23 protein-coding genes are annotated in these 25,040 nt (G+C 57.8%); 5 read left to right on the plus strand and 18 right to left on the minus strand.

Going from position 1 to position 25,040, the window contains the following annotated elements; all coding sequences use genetic code 11:
* Positions 1-3: 3 nt before the first annotated feature.
* Positions 4-1,668: an NAD+ synthase gene (locus ACJO5Y_RS14155; protein ID WP_406988069.1), complete on the minus strand. Its 1,665-nt coding sequence runs from the start codon at positions 1,666-1,668 to the stop codon at positions 4-6.
* Positions 1,669-1,754: 86 nt separating this feature from the next.
* Here ACJO5Y_RS14155 and ACJO5Y_RS14160 point away from each other — a divergent pair, with 86 nt between their 5' ends.
* The 3 genes from ACJO5Y_RS14160 (at position 1,755) to ACJO5Y_RS14170 (ending at position 5,516) form a co-directional block, all read left to right on the plus strand.
* A complete protein-coding gene (locus ACJO5Y_RS14160) occupies positions 1,755-3,401 on the plus strand; it encodes a sensor histidine kinase (RefSeq protein ID WP_406988070.1) in 1,647 nt (548 codons plus the stop codon).
* 44 nt (positions 3,402-3,445) lie between these two features.
* Positions 3,446-4,834 (plus strand): sigma-54-dependent transcriptional regulator, encoded by a 1,389-nt coding sequence (locus tag ACJO5Y_RS14165; protein ID WP_406988071.1) that lies wholly within the window; start codon positions 3,446-3,448, stop codon positions 4,832-4,834.
* Positions 4,835-4,955: 121 nt separating this feature from the next.
* Complete coding sequence (locus ACJO5Y_RS14170) at positions 4,956-5,516, plus strand: GspH/FimT family pseudopilin (RefSeq protein WP_406988073.1); 561 nt, start codon at positions 4,956-4,958, stop codon at positions 5,514-5,516.
* Positions 5,517-5,548: 32 nt separating this feature from the next.
* Here the strand turns inward: ACJO5Y_RS14170 and ACJO5Y_RS14175 are convergent, their stop codons facing one another.
* The 13 genes from ACJO5Y_RS14175 to murJ all read right to left on the minus strand — a co-directional run bounded on the left by ACJO5Y_RS14175 (position 5,549) and on the right by murJ (position 20,108).
* Positions 5,549-6,004, minus strand: a complete 456-nt coding sequence (locus tag ACJO5Y_RS14175) for a type IV pilin protein (protein ID WP_406988074.1) — start codon at positions 6,002-6,004, stop codon at positions 5,549-5,551.
* Positions 6,005-6,007: 3 nt separating this feature from the next.
* Positions 6,008-9,331, minus strand: a complete 3,324-nt coding sequence (locus ACJO5Y_RS14180; protein ID WP_406988075.1) for a pilus assembly protein — start codon at positions 9,329-9,331, stop codon at positions 6,008-6,010.
* Positions 9,328-9,702 carry a hypothetical protein gene (locus ACJO5Y_RS14185; protein WP_406988076.1) on the minus strand — a complete coding sequence of 125 codons (375 nt, stop codon included), beginning with the start codon at positions 9,700-9,702 and terminating at the stop codon, positions 9,328-9,330. The genes ACJO5Y_RS14180 and ACJO5Y_RS14185 overlap by 4 nt, the downstream gene beginning before the upstream one ends.
* Positions 9,703-9,733: 31 nt before the next feature.
* Positions 9,734-10,201 (minus strand): PilX N-terminal domain-containing pilus assembly protein, encoded by a 468-nt coding sequence (locus ACJO5Y_RS14190; RefSeq protein ID WP_406988077.1) that lies wholly within the window; start codon positions 10,199-10,201, stop codon positions 9,734-9,736.
* A gap of 33 nt (positions 10,202-10,234) precedes the next feature.
* Positions 10,235-11,344, minus strand: coding sequence for a PilW family protein (locus ACJO5Y_RS14195; RefSeq protein WP_406988079.1), 1,110 nt, complete (start codon positions 11,342-11,344; stop codon positions 10,235-10,237).
* On the minus strand, positions 11,341-11,862 hold the full coding sequence (gene pilV, locus ACJO5Y_RS14200) for a type IV pilus modification protein PilV (RefSeq protein WP_406988081.1): 522 nt from the start codon (positions 11,860-11,862) through the stop codon (positions 11,341-11,343). Before pilV ends, ACJO5Y_RS14195 begins: the two co-directional genes overlap by 4 nt.
* 26 nt (positions 11,863-11,888) lie before the next feature.
* Positions 11,889-12,485, minus strand: coding sequence for a GspH/FimT family pseudopilin (locus ACJO5Y_RS14205; protein WP_406988083.1), 597 nt, complete (start codon positions 12,483-12,485; stop codon positions 11,889-11,891).
* A 138-nt stretch (positions 12,486-12,623) separates the two neighbouring features.
* Complete coding sequence (gene ispH / locus ACJO5Y_RS14210) at positions 12,624-13,589, minus strand: 4-hydroxy-3-methylbut-2-enyl diphosphate reductase (RefSeq protein WP_406988085.1); 966 nt, start codon at positions 13,587-13,589, stop codon at positions 12,624-12,626.
* A gap of 20 nt (positions 13,590-13,609) precedes the next feature.
* Entirely contained in the window at positions 13,610-14,062 is a 453-nt protein-coding gene (gene fkpB / locus ACJO5Y_RS14215; protein WP_406988087.1) for an FKBP-type peptidyl-prolyl cis-trans isomerase, read from the minus strand.
* A complete protein-coding gene (gene lspA, locus ACJO5Y_RS14220; RefSeq protein ID WP_406988089.1) occupies positions 14,062-14,586 on the minus strand; it encodes a signal peptidase II in 525 nt (174 codons plus the stop codon). The genes fkpB and lspA overlap by 1 nt, the downstream gene beginning before the upstream one ends.
* The gene (gene ileS, locus ACJO5Y_RS14225) at positions 14,586-17,405 is read right to left on the minus strand and encodes an isoleucine--tRNA ligase (protein ID WP_406988090.1); all 2,820 of its coding nucleotides are present in this window, start codon (positions 17,403-17,405) and stop codon (positions 14,586-14,588) included. The genes lspA and ileS overlap by 1 nt, the downstream gene beginning before the upstream one ends.
* 67 nt (positions 17,406-17,472) lie before the next feature.
* Complete coding sequence (gene ribF / locus ACJO5Y_RS14230; RefSeq protein ID WP_406988091.1) at positions 17,473-18,444, minus strand: bifunctional riboflavin kinase/FAD synthetase; 972 nt, start codon at positions 18,442-18,444, stop codon at positions 17,473-17,475.
* 83 nt (positions 18,445-18,527) lie between these two features.
* On the minus strand, positions 18,528-20,108 hold the full coding sequence (gene murJ / locus ACJO5Y_RS14235) for a murein biosynthesis integral membrane protein MurJ (protein ID WP_406988093.1): 1,581 nt from the start codon (positions 20,106-20,108) through the stop codon (positions 18,528-18,530).
* A gap of 258 nt (positions 20,109-20,366) precedes the next feature.
* On the opposite strand from murJ, the gene rpsT reads away from it, so the two are divergent.
* Positions 20,367-20,636: a 30S ribosomal protein S20 gene (gene rpsT, locus ACJO5Y_RS14240; protein WP_406988094.1), complete on the plus strand. Its 270-nt coding sequence runs from the start codon at positions 20,367-20,369 to the stop codon at positions 20,634-20,636.
* 73 nt (positions 20,637-20,709) lie between these two features.
* Here the strand turns inward: rpsT and proB are convergent, their stop codons facing one another.
* The 4 genes from proB to rplU all read right to left on the minus strand — a co-directional run bounded on the left by proB (position 20,710) and on the right by rplU (position 23,803).
* Complete coding sequence (gene proB, locus ACJO5Y_RS14245; protein ID WP_406988095.1) at positions 20,710-21,834, minus strand: glutamate 5-kinase; 1,125 nt, start codon at positions 21,832-21,834, stop codon at positions 20,710-20,712.
* A 35-nt stretch (positions 21,835-21,869) separates the two neighbouring features.
* Positions 21,870-23,063 (minus strand): Obg family GTPase CgtA, encoded by a 1,194-nt coding sequence (gene cgtA, locus ACJO5Y_RS14250; RefSeq protein ID WP_406988096.1) that lies wholly within the window; start codon positions 23,061-23,063, stop codon positions 21,870-21,872.
* A gap of 131 nt (positions 23,064-23,194) precedes the next feature.
* Positions 23,195-23,455, minus strand: a complete 261-nt coding sequence (gene rpmA / locus ACJO5Y_RS14255; protein ID WP_406988098.1) for a 50S ribosomal protein L27 — start codon at positions 23,453-23,455, stop codon at positions 23,195-23,197.
* A gap of 36 nt (positions 23,456-23,491) precedes the next feature.
* Complete coding sequence (gene rplU / locus ACJO5Y_RS14260) at positions 23,492-23,803, minus strand: 50S ribosomal protein L21 (protein WP_348296915.1); 312 nt, start codon at positions 23,801-23,803, stop codon at positions 23,492-23,494.
* Between the two features lie 243 nt (positions 23,804-24,046).
* On the opposite strand from rplU, the gene ispB reads away from it, so the two are divergent.
* Positions 24,047-25,015, plus strand: a complete 969-nt coding sequence (gene ispB / locus ACJO5Y_RS14265; protein WP_406988099.1) for an octaprenyl diphosphate synthase — start codon at positions 24,047-24,049, stop codon at positions 25,013-25,015.
* Positions 25,016-25,040: the final 25 nt, after the last annotated feature.

The raw sequence follows: 25,040 nt of genomic DNA on the forward strand, positions 1-25,040 counted from the left end.
CCCCTATTTCCCGCTGCGCCACCCGTTGGTGATCGGATAACGACGATCCTTGCCAAATCCCCGCTCGGTAATGCGAACCCCGATGGGTGCCTGACGCCGCTTGTATTCGTTGATGTCCACCAAGCGGATGACCCGCTCCACATCGGTGCGGTCAAAGCTCTCTGCGACAATCGCGTCCGCGCTGAAGTCCCGCTCCACATACAGGTTCAGGATCTGATCCAGCACATCGTAGCCCGGCAGGCTGTCCTCGTCCTTCTGGTCCGGCGCCAGCTCCGCCGACGGCGGGCGCGTGATCACGCGTTCCGGGATGACGGATGACACGGTATTGCGGTACCTGGCAAGCCTGAACACCAGGGTTTTGGGTACATCCTTCAGCACGTCAAAACCACCCGCCATATCGCCGTAAAGAGTGGAGTAGCCAACCGCCATCTCGCTCTTGTTACCGGTCGTTAGCACCAATGACCCGAATTTGTTGGACAGGGACATTAGCAACACGCCCCTCAACCGAGCCTGAAGGTTCTCTTCGGTGGTATCCGGCCTTGTGCCTTCGAACGGCTTCTCCAGAGTCGCCATGAACGCGTCGTACATGGGCTCGATGGAGAACACGTCATACTGAACTCCAAGGGCAACCGCTTCCGCTTCGGCGTCTTCCAGGCTCATACCCGACGTGTAGCGGAACGGCATCATCACCGCCCGGACCCGCTCGGCCCCCAGGGCATCGGCCGCAACCGCCAGCGTCACCGCGGAATCGATCCCACCGGATAACCCGAGGACAACGGATTTAAAGCCATTCTTGTTGACGTAATCCCGCACCCCAAGCACGAGAGCGTTGTACACATTCGCCTCCAGCGACGGCTCCTCAGGGAGGGGTTGGGAGACTGGCTGGCACGGATGTTCACACAGGAAATCCACCGGGAACAGGCCCTCTACAAACTGCGGCGCTTCCACATCCAAACGGCCGGAATGATCAAACACCATGGAGCCGCCATCGAACACCAGCTCATCCTGCCCGCCGACCAGGTTCACGTATACAATGCTCACCCGGTTTTCCCGGGACTTGCGCTCCAGCAACGCTTTGCGGCGCACCTGTTTGTCGATATCGTAGGGAGACGCATTCAGGTTCAGGATCAACTGCGCTCCGGCAGCGGCAGCGTCTTCCACCGGCCCGTCACTCCAGAGATCCTCGCAGACGGTGATCCCCACCTGTATGCCATGGATGGGTACGACCAGTGTTTCCTGTCCTTCGGCAAAATACCGCTTCTCGTCGAAGACCTGGTAATTCGGCGGGAACCGTTTGAAATAGCGCCCCGAGACATCCCCCCTTTCAATGACGACCGCCGAGTTGTAGAGCAGACCGCCCTGGCGCATCGGCGCCCCGATCACAATGGCGGGCTCGAGATTTGCCTGACAGAGTGTGTCCAGAGCCTCACCCACCCGCACTTCCAGGCTGGGCCTCAGCAGCAGGTCTTCTGGCGGGTAGCCCGTCAGGCACAGCTCCGGGAACACCACAATATCGGCCTGGTGTTCTTCATGGGCCTTCTTTGTTGCCTCGATCACAGCCCGGGTGTTGCCCGGAATATCCCCCACCAGGAAATCCAGTTGCGCCATCACCACACGCAGTTTTCGGGGTTCCGTGCCAGCGGAGGACGGTTGCTGTGAAACGGACATAGAGACAGCTCCTGTAACTTATTGCCATGAAAAGGCTATTATACCCCTTCAAGGCAACGGAATTCTCCCGGGAACCCCAACCAATTATGGTAAAAACGGCAACCAGCCCCGAACAAAGCTGGCCAGACAGCCCCCCAGTGACGCAACGGGTCAAGCTGTTCCGCATCTACAATCACTACCGCGTGGTCATCAGCCTGGTGCTGGTTGCCTTGCTGTTTGTGGATCCAGTGAACTTCGATACCCGCTTCCGCATGCAGGATTACTATCAGGCCGGGGTGGTCAGTTACTTCGCCCTGAACTGCTTCATTGCCCTCATCATGTTGCCGGGCTTCCAGCCCAGCCAGCGGCACATAACGCTCTCGGTTCTTCTGGACATTCTGATCATCCACGGCCTGCTGCTGACCAGCACGGGTATTACCAGCGGCCTGGCGAACCTGGTGATTGTGTCGGTAGCGGCGGGCAACATCCTGACGCCCAGTCGCATGGGAACTTTCTACGCGGCCCTGGCGGCCATTTGCTCGCTGGGCATTTCCAGTTGGGCCGCGCTGGCGCTGGACCATTCCGCAGATGACATTGTTCGTGCGGGCTCCCTGGGGATCCTCTATTTCGCGGCAGCCTTCATCCTTCAGAACATCTCCAGGCGCATGGTACGCAGCGAGGCCCTGGCCACCTCCAGGGCCCGCAGCATAGCGGAACTGGAACAAATCAACCGCCAGATCATCCAGCGCATGCGCACCGGTATACTGGTGCTTGACCGGTTCGGCCAGATCCGCCTGGCCAACGCCGCAGCCGAGGAACTGTTGTTCGGCGCCCAGACCGAAAAATCCAACAATGACAACCGGGGACGCCACCTGCCCCAGCCACTTGGCCTCGGCCTGGAAGCCTGGCTCAAGGATCCCTCCCGCAAGACGGAGCCCTTCCAGGCATCACCGACGTCACCGCTGCTGCAGGTAAACTTCACCCGGCTTGACCAGGAACGTGGTGATCACATCCTCGTGTTTATTGAGGACATGAGCAAAGTCACCCAGCAGGCGCAACAAATGAAGCTGGCGTCTCTGGGCCGGCTGACCGCGGGGATTGCCCATGAGATCCGCAACCCTCTGGGGGCGATCAGCCACGCCGCGCAACTGATGGAAGAATCCCCCCATCTGGACAAGGGCGATCAACAGATGCTCGACATCATCCAGCGCCATTCCAGGCGGGTAAACGGTATCATCGAAAACGTGCTGGATCTTTCCCGTCGGCGAGCGGCCAACAGTGAACTGTTCGATGTGACTGTGTGGCTTCGCGAGTTCAGGGATGAGTACCTGCAAACACAGGACAATGAACGGCAACCATCCACCGAGATCAAACTGATGCTGGACTCAGCCATTCCCCCGGCCCGGTTTGATAAGAGCCAGATCGAACAGGTGCTGGTGAACCTTTGCGACAACGGGTTGCGGTATAGTGAGCAACACACCGGCAAGCGATACATCGAACTGCATGCCGGCCCCACGGCAGATGGTGAACGGACCTACCTGGACGTTCGTGATATTGGTGCCGGTATCGCACCGGATCAGCGAGCATCGGTTTTTGAGCCATTCTTCACAACCGATAAAAGCGGCACGGGTCTCGGACTTTATCTGGCCCGGGAACTGTGCGAGGCTAACCAGGCCCATCTTTCCCTGGTGGAAGACGATAAATCCGGCTGCTGTTTTCGCATTACCTTCGCTCACCCGGGGCGAATGATTTAACGCCAGCGGATCAAAGTATAACGATAGAGAACCAATACCTGACAATGACCACTCACACTGCGCTGATCGTAGACGACGAACCGGACATCCGGGACCTTCTGGAAATTACTCTGACCCGCATGGGCATCAAAACCCTGACCGCGCCGGACATCACCAGCGCCAGGCAGCTCCTGGAAGAGCATCGACCTCACCTCTGCCTGACCGACATGAACCTGCCGGACGGCAATGGCATCGATCTGGTGCACTGGATTCAACAACATACGCCCTGCACCCCGGTAGCCGTCATTACCGCCTACGGCAATATGGACACGGCGATTGAATCCCTGAAAGCCGGCGCCTTCGATTTTGTTTCCAAGCCTGTGGAACTGCCGCGCCTGCGGGAACTGGTTAACAGTGCGCTCAAACTCTCCGAACCGAAACCGGAGTCCGACGACGCTGCGCCGGATGAACCCGGCCTGCTGCTGGGCAAGTCAGCAGAAATCAAACGACTGCGCACTCAGGTCCGAAAACTGGCCAGAAGCCAGGCGCCGGTGTTCATCAGTGGCGAATCCGGCAGCGGTAAGGAACTGGTTGCGCGGATGATTCATTTGCAGGGCCCAAGACGGGAGGGCCCTTTCATCGCCGTTAACTGTGGCGCCATTCCTTCCGAGTTAATGGAAAGCGAGTTCTTCGGCCACAAAAAAGGAAGCTTCACCGGTGCGGTGGATAACAAGGACGGCCTGTTCCGCACCGCCGATGGCGGCACTCTGTTCCTCGACGAAGTCGCAGACCTGCCCATCGCCATGCAGGTCAAACTGCTCAGGGCCATCCAGGAAAAGGCCGTACGGCCAGTGGGAGACACCAGGGAAATCCCCGTGGACATCCGCGTGCTAAGCGCTACCCACAAAAACCTGCCGGAACTGGTGCAGGAAGGCACCTTCCGTCAGGATCTGTTCTACCGGATCAATGTTATTGAGCTTGCCGTTCCCCCCTTGCGGGAACGCCCCGATGACATTGCGTTGCTCGCCAACCACATCCTGGAACGCATTGCCCGGGAATATGAGTGCGAGCCCGCAACCCTGACACCCGATGCCATCGAACGCCTCAAGGATTATGACTTTCCCGGGAACGTCCGCGAACTTGAGAACATCCTGGAACGGGCATTCACCCTCTGCGACAACGACCGGATCGGCGCCTCCGATCTTCATCTGGGCAACGCCCCCACGCCGCCGGGCCTGGGTGGCGTGGCAACAAGGGAAATCACCCGCAATGTCGAGCAGGCCGATGTGCCCGATGGTGAGATAGACCTGGAAGGTTACCTCGAAACCATTGAGCGCCAGGCGATCGAGAAGGCGCTGGAGGCGACCCGCTGGAACAAGACCGCCGCGGCCAAGCGACTGGGGATCAGTTTCAGGGCGTTGCGGTATCGGTTGAAGAAGTTGGGGATGGAGTGAAACCAAAGCACAGAGACAGGATACAGATCACATAACTCAGAGCAGTCTTCCTTAAACTGCTCTCCGGGCTCATGCAGGATGCCAGAGCCCTCGACAATGCACGATAACAGGGAATGTTTCTATGCGTACTGCCACCACTTCGGCGGGGTTTACCCTGCTGGAACTGCTTGTAACGATCACCATACTTTCAGTGCTTCTTGGCTTCGCCAATTACAGCTGGAACACGTGGGCTGACAGGGGAAGGTTGCGCGCCAGCCTTGAGAACTATCATTCCCTTTTTGCCTACGCGCGCTGGGCTGCAGCGAGCCACAGACAACTGGTGACCGTTTGCCCTCTCTCAGCTGATAATCAATGCACCGATGACTGGCAGCGGCCGATCTCCATTTTCATCGACCATAATAACGACAAGCAACCCGATGACAACAGAATACTCCGACAGCTCACACCCGGCTCGGGATCATTCGACATCCGGTCAAGAACGGGTGGGCGCGGTTACTTCCAGTTTAACAGCGAGGGGATGATTCACGGCGCGACCGGCAGCCTGGTGTTATGCCCAGGCCGTCGGACCACAGCCACAATGGTCTATATGGCGCTCAACAAGGGCGGGAGATTCAGAGTTCAGTACGACGAAGACGGCGACAATAAGATTCGCCTGAACTGGGGAGCCACCATAACCTGTTAGGAAGGGCCGCCATATCCGGCGGCCGCGTTAGCTTATTTGTCCCAGGTATTTTCACCGGTCTCAAATCCACCGGCATTGTTGCTGTCCCAGCGGCGCGCGCCGGTTGAATCCAGCTCCAGCATCCCGTCTCCGGCCTGGCCGCCTTTGGGAGTAGCTCTGACCGTGAACGAGTTGGCATCTGCGCTCTGTATCGTCAGATCATAGAACTTGGTATTACCATCCAGCGGCGCTTCGGTGGCATAGATCGCGGGAGAGCCGGTGTCGCTACCACCGGCAGCGGCTCCCTCATAGGTGTTGTTCACCGAATAGTGCCTCTCCATGGCGCTCGCCAGCCCCATCAACGCGCCCTGGGCATCGGCACGACGGGTTCTGTCCCCGTACTCCTGATAGCTGGGGTAGGCAATAGCCGCAATGATTCCGACGATCGCCACCACGATCATCAACTCAATCAGGGTAACCCCTCTGGATGTCGATATAATCGGTTTCAACAGTTAATCCTCGTACCAATAGGTTTCTACAACACCGGTCAGACTGTCTACCGGGAAGCACTCTGCACCGACACAAACCACATCCTTGCCATCGACCCGCATCCTCTGTGGATCTGGCGGGAGCCCAAGCGTATTGAGAGTCACTTCACGGTCCGGCACGGTCAGTTCGGTATCGGAGCCCAGGCCATCGTAATTCACTACCGGCTGGCCGTCCGCGACATAGATGTGATACAGACGTGACGTTCCCGATGACGGAATACACGGATTGGCGTTGGGCTTCGGTTCGAACGTTGTAAAGAACAGCTCTCCATTGACCGTCTGGCTGGTTGAGAGAACTTTCTCACCTGCCCTGACCATCCGGATATACCAGCCATCAGCGGCAGCCAGCTCGGTTTGCGCCTGCGCCTGCTCGTCTTCATCCCCCTGCCCGATCAGGTTGCCGGTGGTGTCATACAAGTCCGCTTCGGTTACTTTAGCCAACGAATAGTCGATTTCGCCCTCTGTCTCGTTCGGCTCCGGGGGATGCGCAGGGGGATCCACAACGTCGCTGATTTGCAGCTTGTAGATCCTGTCTTCCACAACGTTATCCAGCGGATGTGCCTGCCACCCCGAACCGATCACAAGCCCCAGGTGACGAACACCGCCGATTTTCTCACCAAACAGATCCGGAGCGTGGTAGAACCGGCGATTGCTCGCGGAATCATCTCCTGCCAGATCGGCGATCACACCACCGGTTGCAATGTCGCTGGCTTTCTCGCCATCCATGATATCGAAGCGCCATACCTGCCCGCCCATATCGCCGACATAAATCTGGTCTGTACCGCCATCACCGGTGGCATCAATGGCCTTCACGGCGGATGGGATCGAGTATTTCAGTTCTTCCAGCTCCAGATTGGCGCCGCTATCCACGGGGCCGGCCCACCACAGCCGCGCCCCGGTCTCCGCATCCACGATATAGAGCGCCCGACCAACCGAATCCTCGGTTCGCTCGGTGACCGTATCCTGCTGGGTGTCATAGCCACCCGCGAAGATCAACACATCCTCCAGGTTTTTGCCAATCCGAATCTTGGTTTTTACCGGCACTGACCACGATTGCCCGAGTTCCGCGAAGTCTCCGGTGCCGCCTTCAATGGTCCAGAGCATTTTCGGGACATCCCTGTTAGTCACATCCAGGGCATAGTAATTATGCCCTCCACGGCGCATTCCTGCGTAGATATAAACGTGGTCTCCATCTGTACCATCAATCTGACCGTCACGATCATCATCGTGTTGCCAACTGATGACAGAGCTGTCCATGCCATAGATCTTGCCAGATTCGATGGTGCTGTCGTCCATCAGGTCACGCTGGTTATCCAATAACTCTTCTGGAATGAAGGAGAAATAGGTATCTCCGGAATCCCCATCAATTGCATGGATATAGCCCTGGTTGTCCCCGAAGAAGATCGTAGTATCCGGCGATTCAGAGGAGCCACCGTAGATGACCAGGTGAGGCACTGAATGCAGCGGGTCCGCAATGTACTCTCGACTGTCTGCTGTCTGCCCGTCCCGATTTTCATCGAACACATCAGCGCCTCGCGCCCAGTTAATGATCTGGTCGCGATCGTCATCGGACATACTCTCGTCCCCCAGCAAGGCCTTGGTGAGGTTCGTATTCGATGCATCGACACTGTTGGCTGATACTGTCAGATCTGTATTGCCTGCAGCGGACAGATAGGTGTAAACGTCACGCAAGCTGTTGGTTGCGGGGTGAACCGACGCCGCGCCACCTTTGGACACATCCGGACCATCATCCTCATCGCTCCACCAGCTACGGGAACCGTTCCGGAAGAAGCCTGTGTCCGGGTCTGTCGCGGGATCACCGTTGACATCATAGATAACACCGTCACTGCCAAGACGATAGCGTTTCAGGTTACCATCCCAGTTCTGGGAGAGTTCCGGCTGGAATACCGAGAAATACAGGGAATCCAGGTGATTCAGACGGTTAAAGGTATTTACTGCGACGCCAGGCGCCACATAGGTTGTGCTGACCGCCAGCACCGAACTCACTACATCGGTAAAGGCTGTTTCCAGGGATTCGGCGTCATTGACCAGGAAAAATTCTCCACCGCCTTTACGGGCCGCATCATCCAAAAGATCCAGGTCCAGATCGAATCCGACCGTGTAGGTCGACACATTGACATCCATATCATCGCCGGAGGTGATGTCGCTGTTGTTCATATAGTCCGCGACTTCATCCATGCAGTTTCCTGAGCAATTTCCAACACGGGACTCCATGGCAGCTCGACTTTCCATCTCCTGCTCATGGTAACCGTCGTTGGTCGGTTCCCCGTCGTAGGTGGGCTCGCCATCGGTCAGGAATATCACGTTATTGGATTGGCACTCATACTCCACGGGACTGACGTATTTTCCATCAGCGACAGTGCCGGCAACAGGGTTGTCATCCAGATACGGCTCCTCGCCTGCGAAGTAGCGCATCGAGCCAAACAAAGTCTCGGACAAAGGCGTGTTGGTGTCGTATCCAAGACCATCCACGGCCGCCTTGAAATCATCACGGACATCTTCCACCTTGCCCACCGGTACATAGACGCGGCCACCCTGAGTCGGGAAATTATCATCCGGGTTAAAGGCCATCAACCCGACATTCACCCCCGTCAGGCTGTCGATCAGATTCTTGGCAACGCTTTTTACGATTTCCAGGCGCGTCTGTTCAGTCTCCTCCCGATGCTCACGATACCAGTTCACATAGTTAGCGGAGTACAGGTGCTGTCGGCTAATATCCGACCAGTCAATCTCATGTCTCTCGTTATTAGTCCACTGGTTCTTATCGTTGGCGTAGGTCTGACCACTGCCCTCCGTAGCGCCATGGGTGCCGCGATCGGAATAGCACTCCAGAACATTATCCGATTGCCGCAGTCTCCAATCAGTCGACAGGTTCCGCCACCGTTCGGAAGTGCTACCGGCATATCGACCACGCCATGTTGCTATGCGGTAATCCAGCACGCGGCCAGAGGACGCCAGCCGGCTCTCCAGATCGGCACAACGGTTGGCCTCCCAAAGCAAGGGAACAAAACCTACCTGATAATCATAGTAGTAGAAATAGGCATCCGAAGCCTCGCCGCTGTAATCAAAATCCGGATCGTAGGTGGACACTGTTCGCACAGTGGCATCCATGCTGCCCGAGTTATCCAGGACAAACATCAGGTTGGGCCGGATGGAAGTCTCGGACCGATTGAAAAAGATCTCCGTGTCATCGGCGAAGGTCACCCCGGAATGCAACGCCATGGAGAAGAATGCAGCGAAGACTGGAACGCCAAATTTCAGTTTCATTGGTCTTCACCTCTTTTTATGTTGCTGAGTCTGACCTTGGTCACCATATTGGAATCGGAGTTTACAAAGACGGTGCCCGGGCCATCCGGAAGGGTGTCTGCCGTGTCAGCCGTAATGACCTGCCTGCCCACATAGAGTTCGATGTCCCTTGACGGCAGGTGGCGGACCATCTCACAGCCGTGACAGGGGCGAAAATCAACAGCCAGCACATCGGAGCCGGAGACCGTCAATTCCACCCAACCTGATTCAATAGCCCGCTCGATCAACTCTATTGGAGCGGGCTCCCTCGGTTCGCTCAGAATATCCTGTGCGAGTGCCGCATGGGCGTACAACACCATCAGGGTTCCGCACAACATGATTACGGGTTTCATTTACTTCCTCCCACAGCAGCGACACTGCCGTTCAGTAGTATTCAATGCCTTTATAAACCGTGCTGGCGGCGCCGGTATTATCCATTTCTGCGCTTCCCCGCAACTCATAGCGATACCCCTTGAGCAGCGTTGTACTCTCATCTGCGTCCATGGAGCTGCCGCTGCTGATAATGACCTCACCGAGATAACGCGCCTGGTATTCAGTCTGAACACCGTTGGCCGCGTCCAGCGTAACGCTGCCGGTGCTGCTCAGATCATCGGCAGCCTCCATCGCCTCCTGCAGCAGATTCAAGTTGCCTGACATCAAAATCTCGGTCAGTGCCGTTGCACTGCTTTCCGCCCCCTGGAACGTGCGATTGCTATTCTGGGCATTTGACGCCATGCGCTCCTGCATGACCGAGGAGTTCATACCCGCCACACCAATCAGCGTCAGTACCAGCAGAATCACCAGGCTGACAATCAGCACCGCTCCCCGCTGGTTATCAATGGAATGTTTCATATCAATTCAATCCCTTTTCCAAAACGTCTCGGGTCAGTCGCGGTTACGAAGCGCCACGGTATTGGAGAAGACCCGCCTTAAACGCTGATCTTCCGGATGGGTGACAGTCCCACCGCCGCTGACCGAGTTGACGGTCTCGGAGGGCAAGGCGTAAGTGCCAGTATCCGGGGTATCCCGGACCGGCTCCGCGTCACTGATCAACAGGCCCATGCGGAGGGCGACGACTCTGGTCATTTGATCGACGTCATCCGCTGGGCGATAACGGAAACTGTTGGTTCCGACCTGCTCCCCGTACTCAATCTGAAGGCTTTCCACGCCTTCCACCAACTCCTCCACCTGGAAATCCGGTGAAGAGTCGTTTATCAGATTGTTAGTGCCCCGATAGAGCGCCCGAATCGGGTTACCCCGGGAATCGGTCCGGCCTGTGTCCGCTACGTAGTAGACTGTCGAGGAGAACCGCATAACGCTGGCGGAATCGCTGTAGGCCTGCCCCAAACGATTGTCGGAATTGACTCCCTCAGCGTGAGCCCAGGTTTCGCTGTCGGGGTTGCTGGAGATGCGGAAAAGATCGGCGTTTTCGCAGTCCGACAGCAGCACTATATCGTTCTGCTCAAACGTACTGACTTCCGGGCCGCCAACCTGGATGTTTGCGTTGGTATTATCCATGTTGCCGGTCAGTTGAACATTAACGGTCTCACCACGCTGGATAGCGATAACGTCACTGCCGACGACAGCGTCCGCCTCAATCGTGGTGTCATCGAATTCCGTCCCGTTCGCCCAATTACCGTTTTCCACCTCCCAGCCACGCAGCGTGGTGGAGAAGAAGTCACCGGTGGGCGCATTGTCCGCAATGATGTTCATGGTGATGCTATTGGGGTCGGCACAGCCCTGGTAACCCACCATGCGCATGTCCCGCGCCATGATATCAATGGCAATCCGGCCGGACTCCTGGATTCGGGCCAGCGCACTACTCACCCGTGAGGTTTGGCTGGAATCAAAATACACCGTAAAGATCCCGAGAATGAGCGTTGTACTCAGCGCCAGCGCAACCATCAGTTCGACAAGCGAGAGCCCCGCCTGACTCTGGCCCACCGGATACTGATTCTTTATCATCTTCACCCGTGGCAACTGACCTCTGTTCATAGTGCGAACCTCACTGCAAACGAATCCTCGCGCACGTTACCCTCGGACTCGCCGTCCTTCGCGACTTCTTCCCACTGTACGGTAACCGTAAATATCCCGTTGGCGTCGTCATAAGCAATCGTGCCCTCGCCAGCCGGCAACAGGGTAACGCCGCTGCCGACCCCCTGAATCAGGCGCGTCCATTGGACAAGATCCAGCGTTGCCTGCTGGGTCGGCGAGCAGCCTGTGTCCTCGGTAGCGCATCCCGGAAGGTTGGTGGAAGCATCAACTGTTGAAAAATCCTTGTAGGAACTGCCATCCTCTGCGTGCTGACGGTTAGCCCGTATCCTGTCCGCCATGTCATAGGCCAGAATACTGGCCTGGGTTCGCAGATAAGCGCCCTGATTATTTCTCATACCATCGACCGTCAACCCTGCCAGCCCCAGCAACCCGATTGCCAGAATGAACATGGTCACCAGAATCTCAATCAGGGTGAAACCGGATTGTCGTTTCACCGGATGCGCAACATTTTTCGACATCACCGTTCTGCCTGCTCTGCTTTTTATCAGGGACATGTCACACCATTACCGTCGTGGCCCTCGACAATTCCATCATCATCGTTGTCTCTGGCTATCCTGGCCTGCCCCGCTACGCCCACTACGACTGCCCTGGCTTCAGACGCACCACGGGAGTCACAAACGGTCAGGGTACCGGCCGGAGAGGCCCCAAGACTTTCAGGCAACGGGAAACCTTTCGGGGAAAACTGGATAAACGATCCATCACTGCTGCTTAGCCCCGAAACCCGCAGACTGTTTCCACCGCCCAGGGCACTCGCCACCCGATGCAACTCATCGGTACCGGAATCCACTACCCGGTCTGCATCAATATCACTGAATACGATCCATCCCTGCTCCCATGTATTAGCACCACTACAGGATGCGCCATCCGCTGAGCTACACACGGTGACAACACCATCCTGCATTTTGGAGGCTTCGCTGCGGGCGAACGCTACCAAGCCGGACACTTCATTGGCCTGGGAGGTCAATTGGTTATTCAGAATCATTTGACGGAAGGATGGCACAGCAAAACTCGCCACGATTCCGAGGATAATTATCGTGACGAGCAATTCCAGAAGTGTGAAACCGTGAGCTTTGTCTGTCATGGATATACTGCATCCCTTGGGCAACCACATACCCAGAGATTAATAACATGACATCTTTGATGCCAGAGCTGACACGACTAGCGGTGCTCTTTTGGCGATAAAAGGTCAGCAACAACCCTAATTTGAGAAGTGCTTCACTTACCCGGAAATGGGGGTTACGTCCACAACATCAATCCGCAACTCTTTCGGCATGGAAAACACAATGTTCTCCTCCCTGCCGGCAATCTCCTCAGGCAGGTCGCCGCCAAGTTCGCGGAGACGGGATATAACATCATTCACCAGCACTTCCGGGGCGGAGGCGCCGGCGGTGACGCCGACGGACTGTTTGCCGTCCAGCCATTGCGGGTCAATCTGGGCGGCTTCGTCGATCAGGTAGGCGGGGGTGCCCATGCGCTCGGCGAGTTCCCGCAGTCGGTTGGAGTTAGAGCTGTTGGGGGAGCCGACCACCAGCATCAGGTCGCAGTCGCCCGCGAGCTGTTTGACGGCGTCCTGGCGATTCTGGGTGGCGTAACAGATGTCGTCTTTGCGCGGCCCCTGAATTTCGGGGAACCTGGCGCGCAACGCATCAATGACACGGGCGGTGTCATCCATCGACAGTGTGGTCTGGGTGACGTAAGACAGCCTGGAGGCGTCCTTCACTTCCAGCTTTGCAACGTCCTCCTCGTCTTCAACCAGGTAGATGTCGCCGCCGTTGCTGTGATCGTACTGCCCCATGGTGCCTTCCACTTCCGGATGGCCATGGTGACCGATCAGGATGCACTCACGGCCTTCACGGCTGTATCGCATGACTTCCATGTGCACCTTGGTGACCAGTGGGCAGGTGGCATCAAACACTTTCAGCCCACGACGTGCCGCTTCATTCTGCACGGCCTGGGAGACGCCATGGGCGCTGAAGATGACCAGGGTATCGTCCGGCACTTCATGCAGTTCGTCCACGAAGATCGCGCCACGTTCCCGCAGGTTGTCGACTACGAACTTGTTGTGAACGACCTCGTGCCGAACGTAGATCGGCGCACCGAACACATCCAGGGCCCGATTAACGATTTCGATGGCACGGTCGACACCGGCACAAAAGCCACGGGGGTTCGCGAGTCGGATCTGCATATCTGCGCCTGCTGCTCTGGTTAGTGGGCCGGTCCGACCGGCTCCACATCAATGATTTCCACTTCGAATGTCAGTGTACGCCCTGCCAGGGGATGGTTGAAGTCCACCTCCACCTCATCACCCTCCACTCGGCTGACCACGCCCGGCAACTCCTGCTGGCGCGCATCGGCGAAGGAGATCATCACGCCCGGCTCGAGCACCATATCAGCGCTGAACTCATGGCGTTTGAACGTCTGCACGTTGCTTGGATTATGCTGCCCGAAGGCTTTCTCCGGCGGTACCTGCACGGTTTTGCTTTCGCCGGCGGTCATGCCCAGCAAATAGGCTTCAAAATTCTCGGGCAGGTTCTCGTCACCAATCTCCAGGGTGGCGGGTTCTTTCTCGAAGGTGGAGTCCACCACTTCACCGTCCTGGAATTTCAGGGCGAAATGCAGTTTAACGCGGGTTCCCTTGTCTACAGGTAGTTCTTTCATCAGTGTTTATCACTCCCGTCCGCGGCCTCTTCGGGGGGCTTGCGGAACATGTCGAGAATCATCATGCCGGCACCGATGGTGATCGCGGTGTCGGCCAGGTTGAAAGCGGGGAAATGCCAGTTCTGCCAGTAGAAATGCAGGAAGTCCACCACATAACCGTGCACCACGCGGTCATAGACGTTGCCCAGCGCACCACCGAGGATCAGCGCGATCGCAATAGCAGTCCAGGTCTCATGCCGCTTGAGCGACTTGAGCCAGAACACCAGCGCCACGCTGACGCCGATGGCCAGCACCACAAAGAACCAGCGCTGCCAGCCATCGGCGCCTGCCAGAAAGCTGAAGGCGGCGCCGGTATTGTGCAACAACGTCAGGTTGAAGCTAGGGATCACAGGCACCGGGTTGCCGTAGGTCAGCATGGCCGTCGCCATCGCCTTGGTCCCCAGATCCAGCGCAATCACCAGTACGGCCAACCACAGCCACTTCAGTTTGGCGCCAGGGCGCTCATCGGTCATAACCGCATCCATCAGGCAAACGAACGGGCTTCACCCGCCCCTTCCACGTTGGTGACGCAACGGCCACAGAGATCTGTGTAGGTCGCGTGCTGGCCCACATCCTCACGGTGATGCCAGCAGCGCTCACACTTGGCATGGGCGGCTGGCGACACCTTCACCAGCAGACCTTCATGGGTGGTGGGCTCGGCATCCTCCGCTTCGGACACCGGCTTGACGGTGGCTTCCGAGGTAATCAGCACAAAGCGCAGCTCTTCCCCCAGATGTTTGAGATCCGCCGCCAGGTCGCCTTCGCAGTACAGGGTGACTTCCGCACTCAGGGAGCCTTTGATTTCACCTCGACCGCGCGCTTCTTCCAGGCACTTGTTCACCGCTTCCTTGACGCTGTAGATTTCACGCCAGTAGTCACGCCCCAACTCGGCACTCTCGGGAAGTGCCGTCAAGCCCTCGTACCAGGTCTCGTAGAACACGGTGTCGCCACGCTTGCCCGGCAGGGTCTGCCAGATCTCGTCAGCGGTGAAGCTCAGGATGGGCGCAATCCAGCGCACCAGGGCTTCGGCCACATGATACAGAGCGGTCTGACAGGAACGACGCTCCCGGCTATCGGCCTGGGTGGTGTACTGGCGGTCCTTGATGATATCCAGGTAAAACCCGCCCAGTGTCGCCTCACAGAAGTTGTACACCTTCTGGTAAATACGCAGGAAGGCGTAGTTCTGGTAATCCTCGTCGAGCTCGTTCTGCAACTGCAGGGCACGATCCACCATCCAGCGATCCAGGGCAATCATGTCCTCCGGCGCTACCATATGCTGGTCCGGCTCGAACCCGGTGAGGTTGCTGAGCAGGAAGCGCGCGGTGTTACGGATGCGGCGGTAACCGTCCGCAGTCTGGCGGAGGATGTCCTTGGAGACTGTCATCTCGCCACTGTAATCCGTGGCAGCCACCCACAGACGCAGAATGTCCGCACCCAGCTCATTCATCACTTCCTGGGGCGCGATCACGTTGCCCATGGACTTGGACATTTTGTGGCCCTTGCCATCCACCGTGAAACCGTGAGTCAGCACCTGCTTGTAGGGCGCAACACCGTTCATCGCAATGGAGGTTTTCAGGGACGACTGGAACCAGCCACGGTGCTGATCGGAGCCTTCCAGGTACATGTCGGCCGGGAACTGGCCCAGCTCGGTGCGCGGGCGCAGCACCGAATCGTGGGTCACACCGGAGTCGAACCAGACATCCAGGGTGTCCGTGACCTTCTCGTACTGGTCGGCGTCATCACCCAGCAGGGCGTTGGTATCGATCTCGTACCAGGCATCGATACCACCGGTTTCGATCTCTTTCGCTACGGCCTCAATCAGGTTCTGGGTATCCGGATGCAGCTCCTGGGTTTCCTTGTGGATAAACAGGGTGATCGGCACCCCCCAGGTACGCTGACGGGAGATACACCAGTCCGGGGACTGCTGGAACATGGCCTCGATACGATTCTGGCCCCAGGCCGGAACCCAGCGGATGCCCTTGATGGCTTCCAGGGCATCGGCACGCAGATTCTCTTTCTCCATGCTGATGAACCACTGCGGTGTGGCGCGGTAGATCAACGGTGTCTTGGTGCGCCAGCAATGGGGATAGCTGTGGCGGAATTTCTCGGAGAATACCAGTTTGCCTTCCCGCTCCAGCGCGGCACACACCGGCTGATCCGCCTTGTAGACGTGCACACCGGCGAACTCGCCTGCGGCGCCGGTGTAGGTACCGTCCGCCTGCACCAGATTGATGGTATCGATGCCGTAGGCCTTGCCCACTTCAAAGTCTTCCATACCGTGATCGGGGGCGGTATGGACCGCACCGGTACCTGCGTCGGTGGACACATGGTCACCAAGAACCACCGGAACCTGCTTGTCGTAGACCGGGTGATGAAGCGCGAGGTGTTCAAGGGCTGAGCCTGAACAGGTCGCCAGTACTTCAAAGGACTCTACAGACCAGCGCGCCATGATGCCTTCCACCATGTCAGCCGCGACAATGATTCGCTCAGGACCCTGCCCGGTATCAACCTGAACCAGGGCGTAGTCCAGGTCGGCACTTAGTGACACGGCCTGGTTGGCGGGGATGGTCCAGGGGGTGGTGGTCCAGATCACCACGGACACGTCCCCTTCGCCCTGATCAGTGCCAAACAGCGACAGCGCTTTGGCCTGATCCACCGCCGTGAAACGCACATCGATCTGAGTGGAGGTCTTGTCCTGGTATTCCACTTCGGCTTCCGCCAGAGCGGACTGCCCCACCACACTCCAGTAAACCGGCTTGTAACCGCGAACCAGATGGCCTTTGGCAACGATCTTACCCAGGGCGCGAACAATACCGGCCTCAACCTTCGGGTCCATGGTCAGGTAGGGTTTGTCCCACTCTCCCAACACACCCAGGCGGATAAAGTCGGCCTTCTGCCCGGCAATCTGCTTGGTGGCGTAGTCACGACAGGCCTGGCGGAACGTTTTGTAGTCCACCTTGACACCGGCCTTGCCAATCTCCTGCTCCACCTTGTGCTCGATAGGCAGACCGTGACAGTCCCAGCCCGGCACATAGGGCGCATCATAGCCCATGAAGCTGCGGGACTTGACGATCATGTCCTTGAGAATCTTGTTCACCGCGTGACCAATGTGAATGCTGCCGTTGGCGTAGGGAGGGCCATCGTGAAGAATGAATTTGTCCCGACCTTCACGCTGCTTGCGCAGGTTGCCGTAAACATCAAGATCCTGCCAACGCTTGAGCATATCCGGCTCGCGCTTGGCCAGGTTACCGCGCATGGGAAAGGCGGTTTCAGGCAGATTCAGAGTGTGCTTGTAGTCGCTCATGGTCTGTGTGCGTACTCTTTCGGTCAGTTATCATCAATAAACAGGGGGCAGATCACACCGATCGACCTTAGCGGTCATCAGCGGCAGAACCATTGTCGGTAATCCACGCCCGGGCGTCGGCAAAGTCACGGGCGATTTGCGCTTTCAGCTCATCCACGGAGGAGAATTTGATCTCTTCCCGCAAACCGTGGCGAAACACGACATCAATATGCTGCCCATAAAGTGTGCCAGCAAAGTCAAACAGGTGCACTTCCAGCGAGGGTTGCTTGCCGTCCACGGTCGGCCTGAGCCCGATATTGGCTACGCCATCGTGGACAGATCCGTCTTCCAGGGTTGCACTGACAACATACACGCCCTGAAGCGCAGGCATTTTTCGCAGCAGGACGTTGGCGGTCGGCGCGCCCAGTTCACGGCCAAGTTGACGACCATAAACAACCCGCCCCCGGATCCGGTATGGATGTCCGAGCAGTTTCCCGGCTTCATCCAGGCCATCCACGTTTAACACGTTTCTGACCCGGGTGCTGCTCACTCGTTCACCGCCAACGGTCACCGTTTTGGTATTTTCAACGCTGAAGCCACGCTTCGCCCCAACCTGCTCCAGCAGGGCAAAGTCCCCGGCGCGATCACAACCGAAACGGAAATCATCGCCAACCACCAGATGTCGTACCGCCAGTCCGTCGATGAGAACGTCCTCGATAAACCCCATACTGGAGTAACTCCGGAACGTCTCGTCAAAGCGCAGGCAAAGCACGATATCGATGCGTTCAGCCAACAGGGCTTCGAGTTTCTGGCGAAACGCCATCAGTCGGGGCGGCGCTTCGCTGCCCTGGAAAAATTCACGGGGCTGCGGCTCAAAGATCATCACCACCGATGGCAGCCCGAAGGACCGCGCCTTTTCCTTGACCTGGTCAAGAATGGTCTTGTGGCCCAGGTGAACACCGTCAAAGTTACCAATGGTTGCGACACAACCATCGGCCAGAGGCGATTGCTCCTGCTGGGACAAAATTTTCAGGTTGGTCAGGCCCCGGATCAGACGCATGTAATGCGAACCTTCAATTGCCAGCTGTGCGTTCAGCAGATTGCCGGCAGCAATCCGCTGGTGAGAAAACGCGCGATTATAACCTACCTGTGGCGGAAATGTCTTACCCGGACGCCGGTAACCGCCAGCGCAACAAAGTAAACCGCCACTCCGGCAGCCACCAGAATCCCCATATCCGCTGCTCTCTGCAGGCCACCCGCCGCCAGCCAGTCATCCACCGGCGCCTGCAAATAGAGGATAACCGCCGCAAGCGCGGCATTGGCGAACGCAAGCTGGGCCAGGAACCGCAGCCAACCCGGCTGACTTTTCCAGGCGCCCTCCTTTCGCAACCCTCGCCACAACAGGAAACCATTCAGCCAGGCAGACAACGAGGTGGCCAAAGCCAGACCCGCGTGAGCGAGCGGAAAGACCAACACCAGGTTGAGCACCATGTTCGCGACCATGGCAATCACGCCAATCTTGACCGGCGTCTTGGTATCCTGCCGGGCGAAGAAACCGGGGGCCAGCACCTTGATCAGCATAAAGGCCAATAACCCGGCGGAATAGGCCCGCAGACTCATCGCTGACATGGTGACATCGCGGTCCGTCACCTCGCCATAATGGAACAGGGTGGCAATCAGAGGCTCCGCGAGCAGGGCCAGAGCCAGCGCGGCTGGCACGCCAATCAGCAGAACCGCGCGCACAGCCCAATCCAGCGTGGCCGCAAACTGGTCCGCCGATGCAGCCGCGTGTTTGCGGGACAGGCTGGGCAGAATCACGGTTGCAATGGCGATACCGAATACCCCCAGGGGCAACTCGGATAACCGGTCGGAATAATACAGCCAGGACACGCTGCCGGTCTGCAGGAATGAGGCCAGCACCGTATCCAGCAGCAGGTTGATCTGGCTGACCGAAACACCGAACAACGCCGGCGCCATCAGCCTCAGGATCCGGTTTACACCTTCGTGCCGGTAATCCACCCTGGGCCTTGGCAACAGGCCCAGGCGCATCAGGAACGGCAATTGGAAAAACAGCTGCAGCGCACCGGCAATAAACACACCCCAAGCCAGGGCCATCACCGGCGTTTCCATCAGTGGCGAGAGGAATATCGCGGCGCCGATCATCGCCAGGTTCAGCAACACCGGCGTAAAGGCCGGTATCGCAAACCGATCATAGCTATTGAGAATGCCGCCAGCGAATGCGGTGAGCGAAATCAGCAGCAGATAAGGAAAGGTGATCCGCAGCATATCGCTGGCCAGACCAAACTTGTAGTCATCATCCAGAAAACCCGGTGCAAACACCGCCGTCAACAAGGGCGCACCCAGCATTGCAACAATAGTCACCCCGAGCAGCACCAGCCCCAGGGAGCCGGCAACCGCATTGACCAACTGCCGGACCTCGGTAATATCCTGCTTTTCACGGTAGGACGACAACACCGGCACAAACGCCTGGGCAAACGCACCTTCCGCGAACAGCCGGCGCAGGAAATTGGGGATCTTGAAGGCAACAAAGAAGGCGTCCGCCCCCGCCCCGGCACCGAAATAGCGAGCAATAACCATATCCCGCACCAGCCCCAGCACCCGGGAGAGCATCGTCATCATGCCCACCAATCCCGACGAGCGAAGCAGGCCCGGCGCTTTCGGTGGTTCTTTTTTCTGTGGCGTATCTTCAGCTTGGGATGACATTCGGGCCCTGGTGTCTGGAATGGCTCATGGAACTCGGCAGCGACCCGGAATTTCGGTAATTACCTGCATACTCGCGAGCGTCACTGCCTGCTGAGCGGCGAGTTTAGCACAGCCCTTCTGCACCACGGGATGAAATGGGTTTAAGTCTTGACATTTAGAGGTATCGGCGGCATAGTTCCGCGTCATTTATTTCGACGCGCTGGTTTTGGCGCGCCCGCGAATTTTTCGAATCAATTACAGATTTTCAGGAGTTATACGGTGGCAAATTCCCCGCAAGCCAAGAAGCGCGCACGTCAGAACGAGAAGAACCGCAAGCACAACGCCAGCCTGCGTTCCATGGCTCGTACTTACATGAAAAAGGTTCAATCCAAGATTGAAGCCGGCAACTACGAAGAAGCCCAGGCTGCCTTCAAGCAGTTCCAGCCGATCATGGACAGCATGGTTAACAAGGGCGTCATCGCCAAGAACAAGGTTGCTCGTCATAAGAGCCGCCTGAGCGCCAAGATCAAAGCCCTGAAGAGCGCATAAGCGACTTTCCTTCAGAGCTGAAAAAACCGGCTTTCGAGCCGGTTTTTTTGTGCTTGGCCGGGAGCCCTTCCCCTCAGACAATCACCATATTATCCCGGTGAATCATTTCTTGGTCCGAGATAAACCCCAGCACTTCTGCAATTCGGTCACTGGAGCGCCCGGCAATGGCCCTGGCCTCATCCGCATCATAATTGACCAATCCGCGAGCTACCTCTTTCCCATGCTGATCCACACAGGACACCATCTCGCCACGGCGAAACTGACCAGAAACACCCTTGACGCCCACCGGCAGCAAACTACGACCACCTAAGCACAAGACCCTTACCGCACCATCGTCCAGGATGAGCTTGCCCCGGGTCTGTAAATGACTGGCCAGCCACTGCTTGCGCGCGGCAATGCGCCCCTGCTCCGGGAGCAACAAAGTGCCAATCACATCGCCGCCACGCAGACGCGCGATGGCATGCTCGATTCGGCCACCCACGATCACGGTGAACGCACCTGAGCGCGCCGCGAGGCGAGCCGCACGCACCTTGGTCTGCATGCCGCCACGCCCCAGCGCACCAGCACCGCCGCCCGCCATGGCATCCAGCTCATGATCACCCGCCTTCCGCTCGGTGACCAGTTGCGCATCAGCGTGCTTGCGGGGATCCTTGTCAAACAGCCCAAGCTGATCGGTAAGAATGATCAGACCATCCGCCTCAATCAGGTTGGCCACCAGGGCACCAAGGGTATCGTTATCGCCAAAGCGAATCTCATCGGTGACCACGGTGTCGTTCTCATTAACGATCGGCACCACGCCAAAATCCAGTAACGCCCGCAGCGTGCTGCGCCCGTTCAGGTATCGCTTGCGGTCGGACAGGTCATCGTGAGTCAACAGAATCTGGGCGGTATGGATATCGTGGCGCTTGAACTGAGCCTCCCAGGTCTGCACCAACCCCATCTGCCCAACCGCAGCCGCAGCCTGCAACTCATGGAGCTGTTCCGGGCGGGAGGTCCAGCCCAGGCGACTCATCCCTTCGGCGACAGAGCCCGAGGAAACAATAACCACCTCTACACCGTCTTCGATCAGCTCGGCAATCTGATCCACCCACAAACCCAGGGCCGAAACATCCAGACCCTTACCGTCATTGGTCAGCAGGGCGCTTCCTATTTTCACAACCAGGCGACGAGCCTGGCGTAACTGGGTGCGTTCACTCATGATTCGCCTGGGTGCTCACTGATGCGTCTATCGAATTATTCGGGGGCGTACACCACTTCGACATCGTAATCATCGTCGTCGAAGTCGTCATCGTCGTCGTCTTCACGGGCAGCCCGGCGAGCCTGACGCTCCGCCGCAATGCGGGCGCGCGCCTCTTCGTCCATCTGGCGACGGCGCTCTGCCTCGCGCTCGGCAAACTCCGGGTTCTGAGCCTCCTCTTCGGCCTGCTCCTCAATCCAGCGCATCACCGCCTGAGTCAACGGCTTGGTGCCCTCTCCACTCAATGCGGAAATACGGAATACAGGCCCTTCCCACTCCAGTTCATCAATAATGGCCTGGCAATGGGCATCCCGATCCTCGTCCGCCACCATGTCGACTTTATTCAGAACCAGCCAGCGCTCCCGGTTAGCCAGGGTCTCGCTGAACTTTTCAAGTTCATGCTCAATGGCGCGCGCTGACTCGGCAGGAGAGGAGCCATCGTAGGGGGCCACGTCTACAAGGTGCAATAGCAGGCGCGTGCGCACCAGATGCTTCAGAAAACGGATTCCGAGCCCGGCACCTTCAGCGGCACCCTCAATCAGACCGGGAATATCCGCGATCACAAAGCTCTGATGCGCCTGCACGCTGACCACACCAAGGTTCGGCACCAGCGTGGTAAACGGATAGTCCGCCACCTTGGGCCGTGCAGCCGACACTGAACGGATAAAGGTGGACTTGCCCGCGTTGGGCATACCCAGAAGGCCCACGTCCGCCAGCACCTTGAGCTCCAGGCGCAGGTTGCGTAACTCACCCTCGGAGCCCTTGGTGGTCTGGCGCGGAGCGCGGTTGACCGAGGACTTGAAGCGGGTGTTGCCAAGACCGTGAAAACCGCACTGGGCAACCTTCAGGCGCTGTCCGGCGTGGGTAAGATCCCCGAGCACCTCATGGGTATCCATATCGACAACCGTGGTGCCCACCGGCACTGGCAGGACCAGATCCTCACCCTTGGTGCCGGTGCAATTCCGGCCGGACCCCGGCTCACCGTTCTGCGCCTTGTGTTTGCGCTGGAAACGGTAATCAATGAGCGTATTGAGCGCGTCATCCGCTTCCAGATACACGGAACCACCATCCCCGCCGTCGCCCCCATCGGGACCACCTTTGGGAACGTACTTTTCTCGCCGGAAACTGAGGCAGCCGTGACCGCCTTTGCCGGCTTCCACGATGATGGTGGCTTCGTCTACGAATTTCATGGATCTACCCTTTGCGCTGTGCGCATAAACTAAAAAGCCCCGCAGCCTCTAGGAAGCTTTGCGGGGCTCCGGATCACCCTGATGATACCACCAGAGCAATCCAAGGTTCGACAGAACCGGATCGCCGCTGCTTACGCAGCCGAAACGATGCTCACGAACTTGCGGCTCTGCGGGCCTTTGACCTCGAACTTCACCTGACCGTCTGCTTTCGCAAACAGGGTGTGGTCCTTGCCAATGCCTACGTTGTTACCAGCGTGGAAACGGGTGCCACGCTGACGAATGATGATGCTGCCTGCAGAAACAGTCTCACCACCGAAACGCTTCACACCAAGTCGTTTCGACTCGGAATCGCGACCGTTACGGGTACTACCTGCTGCCTTTTTATGAGCCATTACAAGCCTCCTTATTTAAGGGGTTACTCGAGGACCTTAGCCCTGGATACCCGTGATCTTGACTTCAGTGAACCACTGACGGTGGCCCTGACGCTTCATGGAATGCTTACGACGACGGAACTTGATGATCTGGATCTTGTCGTGACGGCCGTGGTTTACCACTTCGGCTGTCACCTTGGCACCATCAACAACCGGCGCGCCAACCTGAACCTTGTCACCATCGGCGATCAGCAGAACGCGGTCAAACTCGACGTTACCGCCGGTTTCCACTTCCAGCTTTTCCAGCTTCAGAGTTTCGCCTTCTTTTACACGGTGCTGCTTACCACCGCTAACAATAACTGCGTACATTAACGTTCTCCGCGATTGACCCATCCCTGCTCTTATCCACCTGGTTCTAAGGGAAGCGCTTCGGCAACCCTATAGCAGGGAGCGCAGGTTGGGATGAGTTGGGCGCGTGATTGTACGAAAACCACTCCCGTAATACAAGCCAAGTTGACACTGAAAGCCCCAGTACCTAGCATTGCCGCGACCTACCCCTATTTATTAGAAATTAGCATCAACGACAACACCAGAAAGGGATCCACAAGCCGCATGACAGCCCAGCGCATCTACGACACCGTGGCGGATGATTTCAGCCGCGTGAACGACCTGATCATCAAACGGCTTTCTTCCGACGTCCCGCTGGTGGAGAAAATAGCCCACTATATTATTGAAAGTGGCGGAAAAAGACTGAGACCACTCCTGGTCCTGCTATCCAGCCAGGCCGTGGGTTATGACAAGGACGACCACCTCAAACTGGCCGCCGTCATCGAATTTCTGCACACCGCAACCCTGCTCCATGATGATGTGGTGGACACATCCGACATGCGCCGGGGCCGCAGCACCGCCAACGCCCGGTGGGGGAATGCCCCCAGCGTGCTGGTAGGTGATTTCCTCTATGCCCGCGCATTCGAGATGATGGTGGAGCTGCAAAGCCTGCGCATTATGGACGTGCTATCCCACGCCACGGCGGTGATTGCCGAGGGTGAGGTGATGCAATTAATGAACGTGAAAAATCCGGACCTCAGTGAAGCGCAGTATATGGAGGTCATCCACAACAAAACCGCCATGCTGTTTGAGGCCGCTTCTCACACCGGCGCCTTGCTGGCCGGCGCCGATGAACGCCAGGAAAACGCCCTGAAGGACTACGGCAAACACCTGGGACTGGCGTTCCAGCTGGTGGACGACGTGCTCGACTACCGTGGCGATGCCGAAGCCATGGGCAAGAACGTGGGCGACGACCTGGCCGAGGGCAAAACCACCCTGCCCCTGATCCACGCCATGGAAAAAGGGGTGGAGGATGAACGCCAGCTGATTCGTCAGGCCATCCGCAAGGGCGGACTGGATGATCTTCCGGCCATCCTGCAGATTGTCGACAGCTCCGGCGCCCTGGAGTACACCATGGCGAAAGCCAGGGAGCAGGCAGCCCTGGCGGCGGACTGCCTCAATGTCCTTCCCGAGTCCGACTACAAAGAAGCCCTGGCGCTGCTGACGGAAGTTGCGGTTGCCCGCGTCAGCTAGTGCCCCTTGATCAGAAGACTGTCGG

The organism is Marinobacter alkalisoli (assembly GCF_045449855.1).
Taxonomy (GTDB): Bacteria; Pseudomonadota; Gammaproteobacteria; order Pseudomonadales; family Oleiphilaceae; genus Marinobacter.